15 protein-coding genes and 1 pseudogene are annotated in these 18,812 nt (G+C 38.8%); 3 read left to right on the top strand and 13 right to left on the bottom strand.

What is annotated here, in order from left to right; genetic code table 11:
- The 6 genes from EUBREC_RS05875 to EUBREC_RS05850 form a co-directional block, all read right to left on the bottom strand.
- Complete coding sequence (locus tag EUBREC_RS05875; protein WP_012742184.1) at positions 1 to 933, bottom strand: hypothetical protein; 933 nt, start codon at positions 931 to 933, stop codon at positions 1 to 3.
- 19 nt (positions 934 to 952) lie between these two features.
- Positions 953 to 1,912, bottom strand: coding sequence for a HEPN domain-containing protein (locus EUBREC_RS05870; RefSeq protein ID WP_012742183.1), 960 nt, complete (start codon positions 1,910 to 1,912; stop codon positions 953 to 955).
- Between the two features lie 18 nt (positions 1,913 to 1,930).
- The gene (locus tag EUBREC_RS05865; protein WP_012742182.1) at positions 1,931 to 4,594 is read right to left on the bottom strand and encodes a DEAD/DEAH box helicase; all 2,664 of its coding nucleotides are present in this window, start codon (positions 4,592 to 4,594) and stop codon (positions 1,931 to 1,933) included.
- Positions 4,595 to 4,607: 13 nt separating this feature from the next.
- Positions 4,608 to 6,224 carry a site-specific DNA-methyltransferase gene (locus EUBREC_RS05860; protein ID WP_012742181.1) on the bottom strand — a complete coding sequence of 539 codons (1,617 nt, stop codon included), beginning with the start codon at positions 6,222 to 6,224 and terminating at the stop codon, positions 4,608 to 4,610.
- A 20-nt stretch (positions 6,225 to 6,244) separates the two neighbouring features.
- Positions 6,245 to 6,505, bottom strand: a complete 261-nt coding sequence (locus EUBREC_RS05855; RefSeq protein WP_012742180.1) for a helix-turn-helix domain-containing protein — start codon at positions 6,503 to 6,505, stop codon at positions 6,245 to 6,247.
- Between the two features lie 230 nt (positions 6,506 to 6,735).
- Positions 6,736 to 7,707 carry an aldolase catalytic domain-containing protein gene (locus EUBREC_RS05850; RefSeq protein WP_012742179.1) on the bottom strand — a complete coding sequence of 324 codons (972 nt, stop codon included), beginning with the start codon at positions 7,705 to 7,707 and terminating at the stop codon, positions 6,736 to 6,738.
- A 207-nt stretch (positions 7,708 to 7,914) separates the two neighbouring features.
- Between EUBREC_RS05850 and EUBREC_RS05845 the strand changes: the two genes are divergently transcribed.
- Positions 7,915 to 8,877: an MraY family glycosyltransferase gene (locus EUBREC_RS05845; protein ID WP_012742178.1), complete on the top strand. Its 963-nt coding sequence runs from the start codon at positions 7,915 to 7,917 to the stop codon at positions 8,875 to 8,877.
- A gap of 114 nt (positions 8,878 to 8,991) precedes the next feature.
- Here the strand turns inward: EUBREC_RS05845 and EUBREC_RS05840 are convergent, their stop codons facing one another.
- Positions 8,992 to 9,987 (bottom strand): LacI family DNA-binding transcriptional regulator, encoded by a 996-nt coding sequence (locus EUBREC_RS05840; RefSeq protein WP_012742177.1) that lies wholly within the window; start codon positions 9,985 to 9,987, stop codon positions 8,992 to 8,994.
- Positions 9,988 to 10,228: 241 nt separating this feature from the next.
- On the opposite strand from EUBREC_RS05840, the gene EUBREC_RS05835 reads away from it, so the two are divergent.
- Positions 10,229 to 12,217, top strand: coding sequence for a beta-galactosidase (locus tag EUBREC_RS05835; RefSeq protein ID WP_012742176.1), 1,989 nt, complete (start codon positions 10,229 to 10,231; stop codon positions 12,215 to 12,217).
- Positions 12,218 to 12,388: 171 nt separating this feature from the next.
- Positions 12,389 to 13,087 (top strand): phosphatase PAP2 family protein, encoded by a 699-nt coding sequence (locus EUBREC_RS05830; RefSeq protein ID WP_012742173.1) that lies wholly within the window; start codon positions 12,389 to 12,391, stop codon positions 13,085 to 13,087.
- A gap of 117 nt (positions 13,088 to 13,204) precedes the next feature.
- Here EUBREC_RS05830 and EUBREC_RS05825 read toward each other — a convergent pair whose 3' ends face one another.
- The 6 genes and pseudogenes from EUBREC_RS05825 to EUBREC_RS05800 form a co-directional block, all read right to left on the bottom strand.
- Complete coding sequence (locus EUBREC_RS05825; protein ID WP_012742172.1) at positions 13,205 to 14,155, bottom strand: hypothetical protein; 951 nt, start codon at positions 14,153 to 14,155, stop codon at positions 13,205 to 13,207.
- A 42-nt stretch (positions 14,156 to 14,197) separates the two neighbouring features.
- Positions 14,198 to 15,958 (bottom strand): single-stranded-DNA-specific exonuclease RecJ, encoded by a 1,761-nt coding sequence (gene recJ, locus EUBREC_RS05820; protein ID WP_012742171.1) that lies wholly within the window; start codon positions 15,956 to 15,958, stop codon positions 14,198 to 14,200.
- On the bottom strand, positions 15,939 to 16,703 hold the full coding sequence (gene truA, locus EUBREC_RS05815) for a tRNA pseudouridine(38-40) synthase TruA (RefSeq protein ID WP_041254534.1): 765 nt from the start codon (positions 16,701 to 16,703) through the stop codon (positions 15,939 to 15,941). Before truA ends, recJ begins: the two co-directional genes overlap by 20 nt.
- A 110-nt stretch (positions 16,704 to 16,813) precedes the next feature.
- Positions 16,814 to 17,203 (bottom strand): annotated as a pseudogene (locus EUBREC_RS05810) (peptidoglycan-binding domain-containing protein); the annotation flags it as partial.
- A 54-nt stretch (positions 17,204 to 17,257) separates the two neighbouring features.
- Entirely contained in the window at positions 17,258 to 17,695 is a 438-nt protein-coding gene (locus EUBREC_RS05805; protein WP_012742168.1) for a phage holin family protein, read from the bottom strand.
- A gap of 7 nt (positions 17,696 to 17,702) precedes the next feature.
- Complete coding sequence (locus EUBREC_RS05800) at positions 17,703 to 18,740, bottom strand: GH25 family lysozyme (RefSeq protein ID WP_012742167.1); 1,038 nt, start codon at positions 18,738 to 18,740, stop codon at positions 17,703 to 17,705.
- Positions 18,741 to 18,812 lie beyond the last annotated feature (72 nt).

Here is an 18,812-nt window from a genome sequence, read left to right as displayed (position 1 = left end):
CTACCCTTTATTTTGATTATAATATTCTGCCATAAATTGCATCCCATTTCCTTCATTATTCTGAATATACTGTAATAGTTTCTTATCAAACCTGTCATTCATATATTCAACAATTATTGGACATACCCAATATTGACTTCCCTCCTGGGGCTTCATTTCCATTTCTAAAGCATCAAGATAATCTGATGAATGAAATTTAATACTATCTATAACTGACAACAAACTTAAAAATATATCCGTAATATTTTGAAGTGTCTCTATAAGTTCTTTATGTTTATCTTCCTTTTTGTTCTGATATACATAATTATCCATTACAAATCTAATGCCATTCGCATGGACATAATTATTTAACTTTCTGTCCTCTCTCAACCACTTATCTACAAGAAAATTTTCAAAAATATATTTGACTTTTTCATTATTACTTACCAAATATGATTTGTATTTTGATGTATCAAAAAATTTTTTTCTATCTTCTTTGTTTTCTGAGCTTTCCAATACATTATAAATCCATTTTTCCATAGCTAGTTCTGCGTCTGTTTTTCTTTCACCTGAAACCAATATAGACACATCTAACTCTATCATTTTCATCATAGATTCCGAGTTTATGGTGAATTTTTCTGCTTCTTCATCCGTTAAACCATGTTTGTTCTGTATAACATTCAATACAAATAAATACTGCATTAAATCATCCCTACACTTCCGTAATAAATTATACGCATCCGAGTAGGCATCTCTATAACAACAAAAATCAATAGTCTCTAGGGTTTTACATATTGACATCATTGTCTCTCCTGATAACATATATGGTCCTTTTTTTCCATAAGATACATATACAGACGAAAATGTTGAATCTGCTAAACAAAAGAATATATACCATATATTTTCAATATCTTGAGAATTAAACTTATAATTAGTGTCTTCTATATCATCCATATGTTCTCCTTTAATCAAGCTACTCTGTTAACCCCAGTTTTTTCTCTATTAGATTCACTTTTTGAATATTAGTATATCTCTTAGATTTAATTCTATCTGTACGTTTATTGACAAGTTCATCTATCCAATCGTGCATAATATACATATATTCCTGTATCATACCCTCATTTAGTTCTAAATTCAGCATCTCTTCCAAAACAAACAATCTTTCCGCAAAAAAAATTAAATCAATATAATATACCATATCTTTTCCTGATATCAATCTATTTTTCTTTTTACCAAGTAAATGAGAAAAATCATTTCTAGTATCTGAAATAGTTTTATAAAATTCCTTTTTAGTAGTTCCTAATTCTTCAAGTATCTGACAGTTATATTTTCGATGATAATAAAAAAATAATCTAAACACACGTTCAACATTTTCATAATATGTCGTATCACTACTTTTAGAATTTTGTAGTCTTTTCATATCAAGTAACTCTTTATAATAAATAGAATGCATAAATATACCGTCTATCGTGTGTGTAATCAATTCAATTCTATGATTGGTAACAACATGTTCATAATATTCTGATACAATATATGAAATTGAGGCAATTGATTGTTTATGTATATTGTCAATATTCATCAAACTTTTAGAATTGATATTTTCCACTGTAATGTCACAAAAAGCTGCTTCCTGTTCAATAAAGTGATTTGCTGTTGTATATCGTATTACCCACTTACTAGTATCTATCTCTTTTTCATTATAACTTAAACTGAGTCTAATTGGATATGCTCCTAGCATCAAAAAAAGTAAATCATACAATTTTAAAAACACTTTCAACAATCCATTTTCCTTTTTTCTCCCTATCAACTCAATCATCAAACATTCTTCTTTTTTATATACTCTTATAGTCGTGTTATTGTATTCAAAAGAAAATGGTTGTATAGATTGTATAATAAATGCGTTATGACTCAACTTTGCTTTTATAACATTCATACTTTTTTACCTATTTTGCTATAACTCCTTAACAATCCTCATAAACTCTTCATATGAATAAGCACCATTATATCCAGGATTCTTTGTTTCAAACACCATATAATACTTGTACATTCTTCCAGCCATTTCAGCCCATTTTGCCCCAGTTTCTGCTTTTTCTTTGGACTCTAAATTTTCAAGTTGGTCTCCTTTTGTTTCTATCAGAAGCAGTTTGCCACTTTCTGTTTTTACCATTAAATCTGGATATGCGTTTATTGCACCATTGATTGAAAATCCTTTTCTTGCTATATTTCTATGCCACCATCTTACATTGTTCAAAGAAGATAATTCCATAACAACTTTTCGTTCATATTCTGTATCAAAGTTTTCTTCTTCGCTATACAAAGATTTTGGAATCGATGCAATAGTATTTGTCGGTGATATCTCTCTAGGTAATTTATATGATGGCATACAAGAAATTTTGTCTTGTTCAACCCACTCATAAAACATTTTCTTTGCATATTCATTCAAAAGAGAATTAACTTTTTTATTAATTTTCAAAGCATAGATGCCCGGGGTCTGTTCCATATCTGTTAATTGATCCTCAGTCAGGTTCTGAATAATTCTGTCTACATATATATCCAAATCTCTATCATTTACCGCATTATTCTTTGATAATTTCTTTATTATCATATCCTTGCACAAACGTATTTTTCTATCTGATGGCTGTTCATCAAACCACTTTTTCACATTTTGATTGTCGAACCCCTGCAATTTCCATGCTTTAGGCATTGCATCAGAATCATCAATATCTATACGGGCTATTTCAGAATCCACACTATCAAAATCTATAACTGTATCTTTATCCAATAAAGAAAATCCTGCATATAAATTTTCCTTGGATAGAGGCTGTTGCACATGTTCAGAAAACAGAGAACGTCCTGTCTCAATCATAAATTGTGGTATTTCCATACTGCTAGCTTCATCTGCAAATAATTGATTCAATTTATAATGTTTCATTTTATCCCCTACTTCCGGTGGTACAGGTACATAATTTTCTTCTGTCTCCTGAAATTCTTGCCAATACAATTCATTCTGTGATTTTGCATGTTCAAGCATATCGTTAATCGCATTAGATGATACTGAACTATCTTCTTTTCCTGTTTCAGCAGATTCATTCTCCAATTTTTCCAACTGCATCTTCATTAATTCTACATTTAATCCATCAAGTTCGTCTATATCCTTATCATTATTACCAACTTGAATATTGTCAAGTAGCAGTTCTGTTTGACTATTAACTTCTTGTGTTGTCTGCCGTTCATCAACTACATCTTCACAGTCATCTACTCTATAATCTTTACTGGTAAATCCTGCTGCATTAAGTCCAACTACTACCTTATCAAGAGTTGCATAAAATGCATTTGATGATGTAATTACATATGAAAGATTTAAGACTTCGCTTTCATTCTTTTTTGTATTAGGTAATCTTAAAATTCTACCTAATATCTGCTCCACATCTATACTCGATGTTCTATTTGCAACTGTAGCTAGTATATATGCAAAAGGACAATCCCACCCTTCTTTCAATGCATTAATTGTTATAATATATCTAATATTGCAATCCAAACTACTCAAATCTATATTCTTTAGTTCATCCTTATTCGCTGTTTTTATTGCAATTTCAGACTCTGGTATTCCCATCTCCATTAAAGTATGCTTAATCTTCTCATATGTTGTACTGTCAGCATTGTTTTTAGGCTGTGCCTGAAACAATACAATAGGACGAATATATTTACCGCCGTTTTTTTGTCCCTGAACCGCCTCCAATTCCAGCTTTCTTCTTAATGATACAGCAGATATAAAAACATCTTCCTGTGATTTTCTGTTGTATACAATTACAGGTAACTTTACCATGTTTTCCGCTTTTAACTGTCTGGCATCTACAAATGAAATTATATTACTCCCCTTCTTCGGTGTTGCCGTTAGATCAAGTACAAATGACGGATTAAAATTCTGTAACATTTCCTTACTAAGTTTGCTCGTTGCATGGTGGCTCTCGTCAACAATAACAACAGGATTCAGTTTGCGAATAACCTGAATTAAAGCAGTTTCATCTGTATCTTCTAATAAATTACTGCTATCCTGTTTAAATCTTACAAATGGTAATAAACTACCATTTTCCTGATATGCTTTTCTTCCGTCTTTTTTACTTGTCCTAAATGAATCGTAACTTAATACAAAAATAGACAAATTGTCACTTACTGATGTTGGATTAAAATTCTGTCCATTCAGGAGCTGTTGCTTTGAGTAAACTTCTACTTTATTTCCAAAATCAACATCTATCTTCTTTCTATATGCATGATTCTTATCTGTTAATGTCTTATATGTCTGTGACAAGATAGCATCTGAAGGTACAAGCCATACTACTGCCTTAGGATGTATATGTGGCATAGAAGCAAATATCGGTTTGAGTGAATTTGCTGCCAGAAAAGTCTTTCCTCCTCCCGTTGGAACTTTAAAGCAAACCTGAGGAACACCTGCCAGTTCAGGATTATATGGTGGCATGCCGTCTATTCCAACATTAATTCCTTTTTCATTCCACAAAGCATTATAGGCTTTACTTATATTCTGCTTTTCTATCAGCAATTCTAAAAATCTGTCTAAATCCTTTATTACCTGTAACTGATATTTTTTTAATTCCATATCTCATTCCTTTCTAGATATGTTCAATATCTCTTGGTATTTTCTTAAATGTGATATTCCATTTTTGTAAATCACTATCTGACAATGCACAGGAATCCGCATATATAACATATGCCTGTTCTTTCTTATGTACACTTGTCAAAAATTCATAATCAAGTATTGTTACCCTATCTTTTTCATAATAAAAATAATAGGCTGTATCATTATATGAACCAAGAAAATACTTTTCCTGTATATCTTCTTTATACTCAATGCCATTTGTCTCTGTATACCAGACATACTTTCTGACTTCAGTTATATCTACCTCATCATTTATCGTTCCATCTTGCATAAATAATGGATTTCCTAATTCATAGTATGAAAAGTTTCCACCTGTTCCTTCTACTGCGTTCTTTCCTTCTCCATAACCATTTATTACTCGTTTCACACGCTCCGCAGTAATTGTATCTGCATAATCCCCCATTTCTACAAGAATAAATTTTCTATTGCCTCCGTCTGACTTGTTCATATTCAAAACAGCATGAGCTGTTGTACCAGAACCGGCAAAAGAATCTAAAACAATATCCTCTTTACCTACCGATGCTATTTTTAATATTCTATCTATCATTTCAATTGGTTTAGGATAATCAAATTTGCAATCAACCCCTAGAATACTCTTTACGTCTCTAGATGCTTTTTTATTACCTTCTATTTCAGTCCATAACGGAGATGGTCGTTTAGTCCTCCCCTCCGCATAATACTTAACATATGGCCACCAAACTTCCTCATTATTTCTTTTTGTTTTTTTCCAAAAAATCAAATCATCTTCTACTAATTTATTATAAGTTTTCTTCTCTACTCTCCATCGTGAGTCATACCCCGCCGTAGCAGTAGGATATAATTCTTCTCCATCTGGATTTATTATTGCATAATACATATTGGGACGATCTTCACGACGATCATTACTGCCTGTTTTCCTTAATTGATCATAAGCATAATTTCCCCTATCATCTTCATTTTTGAATCGTTTCAGATCGTGTTCTGTTAATGGTAAACCACCAAATATATAATCACACGACTTTGAATACACCAAAACATAGTCAAAAGAACTTCCCAATCCTGAGCTATCTTGACCTGTAGTTTGTCCCGTAGCCCTAACAATAGTACCCATATAATAATTTGCTCCAAAAATTTCGTTACATATAAGTTTTAAGTAATCTTTTTCATTATCATCAATACTGATGAAAATAGCCCCATCATCTGCCAATAATTTTTGTAGCAGCACAAGTCTTGGATACATCATACATAGCCATTTATCATGCCTTGATAAATCCTCCCCCTCTTTACCAACGACTTCTCCAAGCCACTTCTTTATCTTTGGATCATTTACATTATCATTATATATCCATCCTTCATTTCCGGTATTGTAAGGTGGATCTATGTATATACATTTGATTTTTCCTTCATACTGTGGAAGAAGCGACTTCAAGGCTTCAAGATTGTCACCATGAATTATCATGTTATTACTGTGAATATCCTCTTTGTGCATACCACTCTCATCAAAACTATACTTTCTTTCAAGTACTTTATACGGAACATCTTTATGATGATTAATTACTTTGTCTTTTCCTATCCAGTCTAATGTAGGCATATATTGCTCCTTCTCTGTAACTACTGTAATGTTTCTATTGTTTCAATTATGTTTTCTGCCTTATCCGTCAAAACATATTTGCCTCTTGTTTTTTGCTCTATATAATCTTGCTTTTGCAAAATACTAAACATACTGTTAATCTTCATCTTGCTACATTTTAAAGTTGTCGCTATCTCCTGCTGTGTTAATGGAATGACTTTTTCATCCAGAATCACTACTTCATTATCATGCATAAACTTTAAAAGATCATAATAATCATTCAGAAATAATTTGATACCCATGTTTTCTCCCTACATTTCAAATCATAATCTACTTGTAAATTATATCACATTTTTGTGATGTTATAAATATCATTTTTTTGTTATCTATTTATCTTTAACAGCTAAAAGCAGAGGATTTATCTCTCATCTTTATGATTTATCACCAACAAAAAATTACTATAACATATAAAAAACAATCCGCTACACCAAAATCTGGCATAGCGGATTGATTTATATACATCTATCTATTTTTATTTATCAAGCAAATCTGTGTAGAAATCAGCGTAATGTGTCTCGCCTGACTTGATGTAGTCAATGGCTGCTGATGGATGCTGATTTAAGCGTCCTGTGAGCAGGTATGGAATATCGTAGCCCCATACAGCACCGCTCTCCTTAAGCGGAAGCATATGCTCTTCAATAAATTTAAGTACAGGGAATACATTGTATTTTGGATTTTTTAGGAAGCTGAGTAAAAGCTCCATCGCACAGTTTCCTGCGCCTCGTCCCATGCCCATCATTGTTGCATCCAACAGGCTGACTCCCTGGGCTGCTGCCTCTATGGTGTTTGCAAATGCAAGCTGCTGATTATTGTGCGCATGCATTCCTACGAACTTTCCGTTTGCCTCAGCAATTTCTGTGTATTTCTCGGCAATGCGGCGAATCTGCTCAGGGTAGAGAGCTCCGTAGCTGTCTACGATGTATATGCCGTCTGCAGAGCTCTTGGCAACCATGTCAAGTGCCTGATCAAGGTCTGATTCCTGTGTATTTGAGATGGCCATGATGTTGCAGGTTACCTCGTAGCCCTTGGACTTGGCATCCTCAATCATCTCGATTGCTGCTGGCATCTGATGTACATATGTAGCCACACGCACCATGTCAATCACACTGTCCTCGCGAGGGAGAATATCCTTCTTGTAGTCACATCTGCCGACATCCGCCATGACAGAAATCTTCATATCAGAGTTGTTGTCTCCGACTATCTCACGGATAGCTGCCTCATCACAGAACTTCCATTTGCCGAATTTATTTACATCAAAAAGCTCCTTAGATGCTTTATAACCAAACTCCATATAGTCGATGCCTGCCTTTACGTTTGCACGATAAAGAGCATTGATAAAATCATCTGTAAACATAAAGTTGTTTACCAGTCCTCCATCCCTAATGGTAGCGTCAAGCACGCGGATATCAGGGCGTGCTGTCATTAAATCACCTTTCTGAGCCATTTTTGTTTCCTCCAAGTATAAATATTATTGTAACAAATATAAATATTACTGTAGCTTGATGTTACAATTTAAAGTTTTAATGCTTCATCGCTTTAAAGCATATAAGTATAATAACACAATTATTTAAAATTGCAAGTAAAACTTTACTTTTTTTTATCAGACTAATATAATGAATGAGGTTGTAATACAATATCAAAGGAGGACTATATGATTTCTTATTTGACTTCGGCAGATATGTCGATAATAGCTTTCATCGGAGTGATTTTTGCATTCGCACTCACATGTATTGCTATTGCAAAATTAAATAAATTTTTACCAAAGGACCTCGGCAGACAGTTTGCTGTGGACGGAAAGCTTTCAGCCGGGAAGCCGAGAGGCGCTGGTATTATCTTTATATTCACATTTGTGATATCGGCAGTGCTTTTCTCACAAATCAATGCGGAGATTGCCATTTATCTTGTGCTTATAGTTATTGAGATGCTCACAGGCTACTTTGACGATGCGGCAGAAAAGCCATGGGGCGAGTATTTAAAGGGCGCACTTGATTTTGCAGTTGCAATTGTTGTGGCAGTTGTGTATCTGCATTTCAACTCAAGCACAATCACCTTTGCCATATTTGGCGGCTCTGTAAATATTCCACCTGTTGTGTTTGGAATACTCACAGTCATCTTAGTCTGGGTATCAATCAATGTCACAAACTGTTCAGACGGTGTTGATGGTCTTTCGGGAACACTTACCATCATTACCATAATGACCTTCTTCGTGCTTGATTCAGTGCTCAAAATAGCTGACAGCTTCAACTATTGTATTTTATTATTTGCGGTATGTCTGCTCGGATATCTGTGGTACAATGCCACACCTAGCAAGCTTTTGATGGGTGATGCGGGCTCAAGAGCCATGGGTATATTCATAGCTATTTGTGCTCTTAAATCACAAAGCCCATTCATCTACATACTGGCAGGTCTCGTGCTTATCATCGATGGTGGACTTGGACTCGTAAAGGTTTCTCTTCTTAGATTTTTGAAGATACATATTTTAAAGAATACCACAACTCCTATCCATGACCACGTCAGAAAGAAGCTCGGCTGGTCAAATGCACAGGTCGTTTTCAGATTTGCAATTATCCAGATTGTTGTGTCACTCGCGACGGTTTATCTGGCGATGATTTAACAGTTTTAAAACTATATAAAGCAAAAGCCAGAGTCTGACAATTTGTCGGCTCCGGCTTTTACTTCTTTCGGCTCGTAACTGTGAATCTACCAAACAGTTACATACTTATATAATTTACTGTGTGGACTCCTTTAACACTACCTCATACGGCAGAAGTGTCCTGTTCTCAGTCTCTTCACCCTCTATCTGTCTGAGCAGATTCTTGCAGGCTCTTGCTCCAAGCTCCTTTGAATCAAATGAAAGTGATGTAATGGACGGCACATTATTTTCCAGCACTGAGCTGTTGTAAAATGAAGCCACCTTCACCTGCTGCGGCACCTTTATATGCCTTTCGCGGAGCCGTCTCATGGCCTGCGCACAGACTGCATCATCCATACACAGCAGACAGTCACAGCCTCTGTCAATTGCATCATCTACAGCCTTTTCGACATATGCTTTGCCTTCAAGGTTTAAAAATACAAGATTGTCATTTATTTTCTTTCCAAACTGCTCATGGGCATCCACTACGCCTGCGTATCTGGTCTGATTTACAACAATATCCTCGCTTCCTCCGAGAAGCGCCATATTTTTCATGCCACGCATGAGCATAATTGATGTCAGCTCCCTGCAGGCACTTCTATGGTCATGGTCAATCTGCTTTACATCCTTATATTTGCATGAGCCAGCTGTAACAAACGGTATCCTGCGCTCCTGCAGGAATGTCACCTGTGGATCATCTACCATCGTGCGAAGCAGCACCACTCCATCCACCTTATGATTCTGTATGATACGCCTAAGCCCCGCCATATCATTGCCTGAGCCTATACAAAGCAAAAGGTCGTATTCCATCATACCTGCTATCTCCTGAATTCCCATTATAGCTTCCTGGAAAAATGGCAGATCGACAAGTGCATAATCCCCCGGCATCACCACACATATATTAAATGTCTTTGACTGTGCAAGCCCTCTGGCTATTACATTAGGTTTATAATCATGCTCCTGTATATATTCAAGCACTCTTTTTCTTGTTGCAGCGCCTATCCTGCCCTTTCCCGATATAGCCCTGCTTACTGTTGTCTTTGAAACGCCAAGTGCCTCTGCTACATCTGATATAGTGATATTGTTACTCATTCTGCCGCCTCTTTCATCTAAATGTGATTAATCACTGAGCAACTTTTATTTGTTGCGCAACTCTATTGCTTTTCATTATAACCTATCTTCATACACTTGTCATCCTAGACATGCAATTTTTGCGCAACTGACTCATTCTTCCACGCATATTCGCTCAACATTTTGTTTTCTGATGATTTAATGTTTACACCATTCATTTACTAACGTATATTTATAGTGTAACTATTGGAGGTACATATAAATGAATTTTAACGAAATATTATATGGTGTGGCATATTACGACGAATATATGCCTTACGACCGCATAGAAACAGATTTTAAGATGATACGCGATGCCGGCATGAATGTTATCAGGATTGCCGAATCCACCTGGAGCACATGGGAGCCTAAGGAGGGAGTATTTGATTTTACACACCTGCACCGCATGCTTGACTGCGCAGCAAAATATGAGCTGAAGGTCATTGTCGGAACCCCTACATATGCTATTCCATCATGGCTTGCAAAAAAATATCCCGATATTCTCGCTGTAACACATAACGGCAAAGAGCTCTACGGCCACCGCCAGAACATGGATATCACAAACCCTGACTATCTGCACCATGCACAGATTATCATTGAAAAGCTCATGGAGCAGGTAAAGGACTACGACTGCGTGATCGGCTTCCAGCTCGACAATGAGACAAAGCCCTATGACACCTGTTCCAAATACGCACAGGCTAAATTTGTAGAATATCTGAAAAATGAATTTCCTGACATTGACGAGTTTAACAGGGAGTTTGGACTTGATTACTGGAGCAACCGTGTGGATGACTGGGATGCCTTTCCTGATATCCGCGGCACCATAAATATGAGTCTTGATGCGGAATACAAAAAATTCCAGAGAAAGCTCGTGACAGACTTTTTTGCATGGCAGGCCGATATCGTCAAAAAATACAAGAGAGATGACCAGTTCATCACTCACAATTTCGACTTTGAATGGCACGATTACTCTTACGGCATGCAGCCGGAGGTCAATCAGTACGAGGCTGCCAAGTGTATGGATATCGCAGGCTGCGATATATATCACCCTTCCCAGAGCAGTCTGAGCGGCCGCGAGATTACCGCCTGCGGCAATATTGCAAGGGGCATAAAAGGTGATAATTATCTGGTGCTTGAGACCGAGGCAGCCGGAAATCACCCATGGCTTCCTTATCCGGGACAGCTGAGGCTTCAGGCCATAAGCCACATCGCAAACGGTGCATGCATGGTTGAATACTGGCACTGGCATTCTATCCACAATGCCATAGAAAGCTACTGGAAGGGCGTGCTCTCCCACGACCTTAGACCGAACAGGCTTTATAAGGAATGCAGTGTCATCGGAAACGAACTAAAAAAATACGGACACAGGCTGGTAAATTTGAAAAAGACAAACAAGTTTGCGATTATTGCTGACAACTCTTCTCTTACAGGACTCAATGAATTTAAGCTGAACAACGAAAGTGACTCCAATTACAATACCGTTTTCAGATGGCTTTGCGATGCCCTGTATCTGATGAACATTGAGTACGACGTGATTCCTGCCGACCCGGCACTTTTTGCTTCATATGAGAATATACTTGTGCCTGCACTCTATAGCGCAACAGATGATGTGCTCAATGCCTTAAATGAATTTGTTGCAAACGGCGGCAATATGGTGGTGACCTTTAAATCTGCTTTTTCGGATGAACACCTTAAAATACGCCATGACGTACAGCCTTATATTATAAACAAGGCTCTCGGCATACAGTACGATGAGTTCACCCTGCCTGACAATGTCACCGTAAGTTGTGGCGGCAAATCATCAAAAGCGCGTGACTGGATGGAGATGGTTGACTGTACCACTGCCACACCTGTTGCTATGTATGAGCACAAGCACTGGGGAGTACACGCAGCTATCACAGAAAACTCTTATGGCAAAGGACGTGCCATGTATCTTGCCACACTTTTTGGTGAGGACACGCTGATAGAAGCCCTAAAGCTTTTCTTCGGCGAGCAAAAAAATGAATTTGATGCTTCTTATCCCGTTGTCATAAAGCGCGGCACCAATATGCAGGGAGAAAAAATCATTTATCTGCTTAACTACTCGGATGATGAGCAGACTGTTACCTGCCATGCAGACGGTCTCAAGAAGCTTTGCGATGACAGTACAGTATCAGCAGGCGATTGTATAGCTCTTGCACCATGGGATTTTAGCATTCTTTATGCAGATTAGCCCACAGGTTATATCCTATGCTTTTTGCTGCAGATAAATATTTCACAAAAAGCTCATTATATAAGGTCTTAATTATTAATTTTTTCATAAAATTTATTAAGTCTTTTGTTTTGGTGTTGTTTGAATTATTTTTCAGTGTTATAATTTCAAGCGGATTAAAAAGGTGGTTTTATGAAGAAAATACAGAATAAGCTTATAGAGCTTTTCAACCGCTACAAGCATGTGTGGATTTTATCATACTTTATCATATATCTGACCTGGTTTGGATATTTAGAGCGCACTGTTACCACACATTATCACTTGATTCATCTTCCAATAGATGATTATATACCATTTTGTGAATACTTTGTTATTCCTTATATCATGTGGTTTGGCTATGTGGCCTTTGGAATTGCTTTCACGGCATTACATGACAAAAAAGAATTTTACAGACTGTGTGCGTTTTTATACACCGGTATGACCGTATTTTTGGTTATATCAACTCTCTACCCGAATGGTCACAATTTAAGGCCTTATTATTTCACGCACCACAATATGTTTACAGCGCTTTGCGAGTGGCTTTACTCCACTGACACACCGACGAACCTGTTTCCGAGCATTCACGTATACAATTCGCTCGGCATTCATTTTGCGGTGATGCACAGCAGCTATTTCAAGGATAAAAAGCACGTTCAGCATGCATCATTAGTGCTTTGTGTTCTGATTATACTGTCTACCATGTTTATCAAACAGCACTCAGTATTTGACGTTTCTACAGCCTTTATGCTTGCTTTTGTAATGTACAATGTGGTCTACATCAAAAACTGGATGCATCTGCCGCAGAAGAGCGGAAGCTTCCAGGATACAGCAAACAGCAAGGTTCGTGTTTGATTTAATAATTGCAGCTTTCAACTCAAAAAGACATCATCCGGAATTTACACCGGTTGATGTCTTTTTATATTTCACTCATAAAAATGCATGACACTCACAGTCTGCATATCTGTCCTGTTATCTTACTCTCTCCCTGCTGTAGTCAAGCACCTTGTCCACAGTTGATTTTATTTCTACTGAATTTTTCCTCTGAGTCGAAATTTCTGCGTATGCATCCTCTATCTGCAGCTTATTGCGCTCCTCAAACTTGATAATCTCCTCCTGTGTATTGCGGATTGACACAATCTGCTGTCTGCACGCTTCTATCATGTCAACTGAAATCTCATCACACTGTGAAAACACATGATTGAGCTCCACTCCCTGCTTCATGAGCCTTGTCGTGGCAACATTGTTGTCCTTTAGAAGCCCTACAAGGTGGCTCACCTGCTCTTTAAGTGCACTAATCTCAGCTTTTGCCTCTGAAAGCTCCTGTTTCACAGCATCAATTGCACTGTCATATGAAACAGATGCCTCCCTTATACTCTCAGCAGCCTCCACGAACAGCTTTCCCTGCTCTCCAAGCATGCCCGCCTCTATAGCAGCATTGAGTGAGAGAACACTCATCTGCTTATTCTGCTCCTTCATCTGCGCAGCTATATCCGCACAGCTATCCACATGCTCCTCAAGCCTGTCCGATGTCTCCGGCAAACTCTTAGCCGGAGCGGTAAAATGCTTATTGTTTTCGACAAGCGCACATGTATCCTCATGCTGTGTGGCAATTGCCTTTGCCGCACTCTCAAGGCTTGTAAGATTGTCCGCAGCCGCCTTTACACACTCTGTAAAGCTGTCGTTTAAGGCCGATATGGCATCCATGCTGTCCTTTGAAAATTCCACCACATTATTTGCATTATCATTCAGCTGCTTAAGGGATGACTCCTCAAGCTGTCTTGATTTCTCCAGCTCATCAAAATCAGCCTCTATAAGCTTTGACTTTGCATTTACATTCTCGAAAAATCCCCTGTCATTATCCAATTGTTCCTTCATATACGCTAATTCCTCAGCGGATATTTTTGCTCTGTTCCCAAACACTGATCTATTCTCCTTTACCGGTTACCTTTTTAGAATATAATATCACTTATAATACTGTATTTCAAACTGCAGTGACTCATTTTCCCTGAATACATTTATCTTTGGTGAATATACTACGGACAGCACTATATTATTGAACCTTCCTCTTTGTGCAGCTTCAAGCGCGTCAGAACCAAACCTTTGCCTGATATAATCAAAAAAGCTTTCTATATCACCAAAATAAATTGCATTGATTGGCGTGCCATATGAGGATATCAAAGAAAGTCTAAGCACATTGTTGTTTTTACCCACTACCCACATGCGGCTCACACGTAGATTTTTATCCGCAAAAACAGGCTTTGGATTGTCCTTTCCAAACGGTGCCAGTACTGAAAACTCAGACACCAGTCTCATTGATACATAATCCACCGGCATCGGCACATCTATATGTATTTTAGGCACGAGGTCATCGTCAGTAAGCGATGCATACTCATTTATTTTCTGACGGAATGGCTCAACGTTTTCTTGTGGCAGTGAAAGTCCTGCAGCCATCGGATGGCCACCAAACTTCGTGAACAGCTCACTGCATTTGCACATTTCCTCATACATGGAGTACTCCTCTATCGAGCGGCCTGAGCCCTTTACTCCGTCCTCACTCTTTGTGAGTATAAAGGTTGGCTTATTGTATTTCTCCCTGATACGGCCTGCTATGATTCCTGCTATGCTCTCATGCACATCCGGCAGATATATGACAAGCACCCTGTCTTTTTCGTAATTGTCCCTCTCATATATCTCAACTGCGGTTTCCACACCCTTTGCAGTCATTTCCTTCCTGTCATCATTGAGCGCTACAAGCTCTGATGCGATGCGCATGGCCTCCTCCTGCCTGTCACATAAAAACAGCTCAAGTGCTCTTTTGGCTGTATCCAGACGGCCTGTCGCATTGACACAGGGTCCAAGAACAAATCCAAAATGATATGCATCTACATTTTCAGCCTCTATATTACAACATTCAAGCAGGGCTTTCATGCCGATATTTGTCGTATGATGAATACTCTTTAAACCGGCCTTTACAAGTATACGGTTTTCACCCGTCAGCGGCATGACATCACCGACTGTTGCAAATGCCACATTCTCTATAAAATCCATGGTCTCTTTCTCATCTATGCCGATTTTTCTATATAGTAATATGACAATTTTCCAGGCAACAGCTGCTCCGCAAAGCTCCTTGTACGGATAGCTGCACTCTATCTGATGCGGATTTACAACGGCATCTGCTTTGCTCTCCTTGTAAATCTTTATACCCTTTATATCTTCAAACGGCACTGCATGGTGGTCTGTTACGAGAACCGTCATTCCAAGCTCCTTTGCATGTGCGATTTCCTCAATCGCTGCAATTCCGTTGTCACAGGTGACCACAGTGTCTATCCCATCCTCATATGCCTTGTCAATCAGATGCACATTCAAACCATAGCCATCCTTCACTCTGTCGGGAATCATATAATCCACACATGCACCGGCTCTTTTAAGTGCCTTCACAAGAATATATGTAGACATCACTCCGTCTATGTCATAGTCGCCGATTATCCTGATTTTGACCTTGTCAGCTATCTTTTGGGCAAGAATGTCAACCAGCCTCTGACCATCCTTTAAAAGAGCCGGGTCTGCAATGTCTGAGAGTTTGCCGTTTAAAAATTCATTTACCGCGTCATCTCCTATAACACCTCTGTTTCTGATTATCCGCGCCGTCACCTGATCTATTCCAAACTTCGCTCCGATTGCCGCAAAATCAGCCCTCTTCGCACTAACATACCACTTTGCCATAATCTACCCTTTCCAGTCTCAGCCCACACGCCGGTGCTGTGTAGCCTGCCTGTGCCCTATCCTTTGAAGCTAAAATTTCCATCACAGCATCCGGATTTTTCCTTCCATCGCCCACCTCGATAAGCGTTCCTGTGATGATTCTTATCATATTCTGTAAAAATCCATCTCCGGTGTAGCTGATAACAATATCAGCGCCTGTTTTTTCTATATCAATAGAAAAAATCGTCCTGACCGTTGACTTTTTCATATGTCTATTGCCACAAAAGGCTTTAAAATCATGCTCTCCGAGAAGATACGCTGCTGCTTTTTTCATCCGGTCTGTGTCAAGCGGCTTATCATAGTCGTATACATATTTTCTCCTGAACACATCTGACACAATACCGGTGTGTATTGTATACACATATGTCTTTGAGACGGCATTGTACCTGGCATGAAATCTGTCAGGCACATTTGAAATATCTGTCACCGCAATATCTGCCGGCAGATGCTCATTCAGCCATATAAATATCTCATCCTTTGAAAAATGCTTCGGCATGTGAAAGCTTGCCACCTGCCCCACCGCATGCACTCCCGCATCCGTGCGCCCTGAGCCTATGACCTCAACCGGCTTTCCTGCCAGTGTGGAAAGCACATGCTGAAGCTTTCCCTGTATTGTATCATCTGTGGATTTCTGCACCTGCCAGCCTTTGTAGCGTGTGCCGTCGTATGCCACAATTATCTTGTAATTTTGGGTTTCTGTATTCATAAAATTGTCTTTCTTTATCTGAAAAATAGGGTTGTGAATAGTTACTTTTATTTTATATAATATCACATCATTTTTTCTCTTGCCAGCACTGTTTTGCTCCTTTAATCCAATTAAGCAAGCTCCGCAATACGTGTCACAGCGACATATATATTTGATATCTCATACCATGTATTGTAGTCCACCACACCTGAAACCGGAAGTCCGAATACAGCCTGAAATTTTTCCACGGCAGCCTTTGTCTTTGGTCCGTATATTCCATCCGGCACAATAGACGGAATGGCCGGATATGCCTTTGCGATGCGGGCGAGCTGTTTTTGTATCTGGTATACATTCTGCCCTGACGAGCCTATGCCTATATTGTAGCCGGGCCATGACGCCGGGATTCCTGATACAGCCTCCGCTGTATTGATATACATGTTGCTGCCGTAAAAGTATCTGAGTATCTCAATTGCACTGTATCCCTGATCACCGAGACTTTTAGAGCCCCACTGTGTCATCCAAATTGTATTTGCGTATATAGTAATAATTTCATATAATTCCGAGATAATAACTATTTAATTCGTTGAATCCGTTGGAAGCTCATTGGTATACTTTGATAGTGCCTTTTTGACCGTGTGCCATACCTTTTTGACCGGCAGGCCACATAATGACATATTCTTTAATATACTGACTACCTCATATGCAATATATAACAATGCGAAAAACTCCATCGTTCCGACTGTCTGTCCCGGAAGATATGTTCTTGCCCCTTCCGGGATAAATCCGATGAGGTTCAATCTTATGATTGAGTCGACCAGAGCCAGGAGCACAAGAGAAATCAACATACCGACCTTTCTGATTGCTCCATTGATTCCAAAATTTGAATTGAACTTTTTTTCCTTGATTGCTCGTAATACTCCGAAGATAGTGTCCATCACTATGCAAATAACTACTATCTCCATAATTTTGTTGCTTGCTGTTGTCATAAAAAATCTTGTAATATCATTCATCATTTTTTCCTTATCCTTTCAAAAGCCTGTATGTTGTGAGAAGTCCGACACGTGCATCCTGTGTCAGTCCTCTATTTTTTTGGAATACCATCACACATTTTGAGAGGTAGTCGCTCCATTCTTTATAGTCTGTATCTAGCTTAGTAAAGCTATATACATCATGTAGTGTTCTTCTCAGCCACTTGATTGCTGTCGGACAGTAATGTTTCTGGCCGTTCCACAGGTTGTGGCTCTTTGCGAACGCCTGCGAGTCTGCTCCAAATTTACCATCCTCTTTCAGCGCATCAGCTCCTTTGAGGTCGAAGCCTACATTCATAGCGTGCTGCCATTTTCTGACCTCTTCACTTTCCAGATAGTAATCAATGTCACCCTTCCAGCTCTCATTGTTTGGCTTGACTGGCGCAGATACGGGCTGACTTGCTGCTGTTGTGTCTTTTGTTCCAAGTTCCACATACAGGAGGTTGGCATCCGTGCTATTGTTGAGTCCGGAGCAGGTGAATGCACTGGTGTACTGCCATCCGTACAGGCTGTGTGCAATAGCAGGCTTCTTGGCATCGTTCGGATCGTCCCCGATAGTCATTCCCTTAGTTGATGGATACCGCGCGATCCAGAACGGACAGTTGATCTGATTAGCATACGGCAGGATGTAGGTATTATAGAAGCTGAGTCCGGTATACACTCCAAACTCAAGTCCTGCAGTCTTGATTTCTGACTGATATGTGTTGATGATGTCAATTAAGGTCTGTCCAAGTCCTTGCTGACATCTGTCCTCTACGTCAAGCCATACGAATGTCTTTCTTCCGGCAAGCACCTCAATCACTCTCTTTGCATCTGTTTTTGCCTTTTCTGTTGTAGTGGCATATGAATAGTTATACACTCCCTGAATCGGCATTCCGGCTTCTGTGCAGCCCTGCCAGTTCTGCTCGAAGGTCTTGTCCGGGTTTAGATCCTTTCTGATAATTTTCAAAATAGCAAACTGTACCCCGGCCCATTTAACTTTGCCCCAGGCTATTGTGCCCTGGTATGATGATACGTCAATTCCTTTCATGATGTCTCTCCTTTCGTTCTGTGCATTTAATTTTTCTCATTTTTGCTCCTTCCTATAATTTTATTCAAAAAG

It is taken from the genome of Agathobacter rectalis ATCC 33656 (assembly GCF_000020605.1).
GTDB lineage: Bacteria > Bacillota > Clostridia > Lachnospirales > Lachnospiraceae > Roseburia > Roseburia rectalis.
The sequence above is the reverse complement of the archived record's forward strand: the minus strand, read 5'-3'. Positions and strand labels throughout refer to the sequence as shown.

What these genes read in the sequence shown, in the direction of transcription:
- EUBREC_RS05875 (WP_012742184.1), bottom strand. Translation starts at nt 933, where the DNA reads ATGGATGATATAGAAGACACTAATTATAAGTTTAATTCTCAAGATATT.
- EUBREC_RS05870 (WP_012742183.1), bottom strand. Translation starts at nt 1,912, where the DNA reads ATGAATGTTATAAAAGCAAAGTTGAGTCATAACGCATTTATTATACAA.
- EUBREC_RS05865 (WP_012742182.1), bottom strand. Translation starts at nt 4,594, where the DNA reads ATGGAATTAAAAAAATATCAGTTACAGGTAATAAAGGATTTAGACAGA.
- EUBREC_RS05860 (WP_012742181.1), bottom strand. Translation starts at nt 6,224, where the DNA reads ATGCCTACATTAGACTGGATAGGAAAAGACAAAGTAATTAATCATCAT.
- EUBREC_RS05855 (WP_012742180.1), bottom strand. Translation starts at nt 6,505, where the DNA reads ATGGGTATCAAATTATTTCTGAATGATTATTATGATCTTTTAAAGTTT.
- EUBREC_RS05850 (WP_012742179.1), bottom strand. Translation starts at nt 7,707, where the DNA reads ATGGCTCAGAAAGGTGATTTAATGACAGCACGCCCTGATATCCGCGTG.
- EUBREC_RS05845 (WP_012742178.1), top strand. Translation starts at nt 7,915, where the DNA reads ATGATTTCTTATTTGACTTCGGCAGATATGTCGATAATAGCTTTCATC.
- EUBREC_RS05840 (WP_012742177.1), bottom strand. Translation starts at nt 9,987, where the DNA reads ATGAGTAACAATATCACTATATCAGATGTAGCAGAGGCACTTGGCGTT.
- EUBREC_RS05835 (WP_012742176.1), top strand. Translation starts at nt 10,229, where the DNA reads ATGAATTTTAACGAAATATTATATGGTGTGGCATATTACGACGAATAT.
- EUBREC_RS05830 (WP_012742173.1), top strand. Translation starts at nt 12,389, where the DNA reads ATGAAGAAAATACAGAATAAGCTTATAGAGCTTTTCAACCGCTACAAG.
- recJ (WP_012742171.1), bottom strand. Translation starts at nt 15,958, where the DNA reads ATGGCAAAGTGGTATGTTAGTGCGAAGAGGGCTGATTTTGCGGCAATC.
- truA (WP_041254534.1), bottom strand. Translation starts at nt 16,703, where the DNA reads ATGAATACAGAAACCCAAAATTACAAGATAATTGTGGCATACGACGGC.
- EUBREC_RS05805 (WP_012742168.1), bottom strand. Translation starts at nt 17,695, where the DNA reads ATGATGAATGATATTACAAGATTTTTTATGACAACAGCAAGCAACAAA.
- EUBREC_RS05800 (WP_012742167.1), bottom strand. Translation starts at nt 18,740, where the DNA reads ATGAAAGGAATTGACGTATCATCATACCAGGGCACAATAGCCTGGGGC.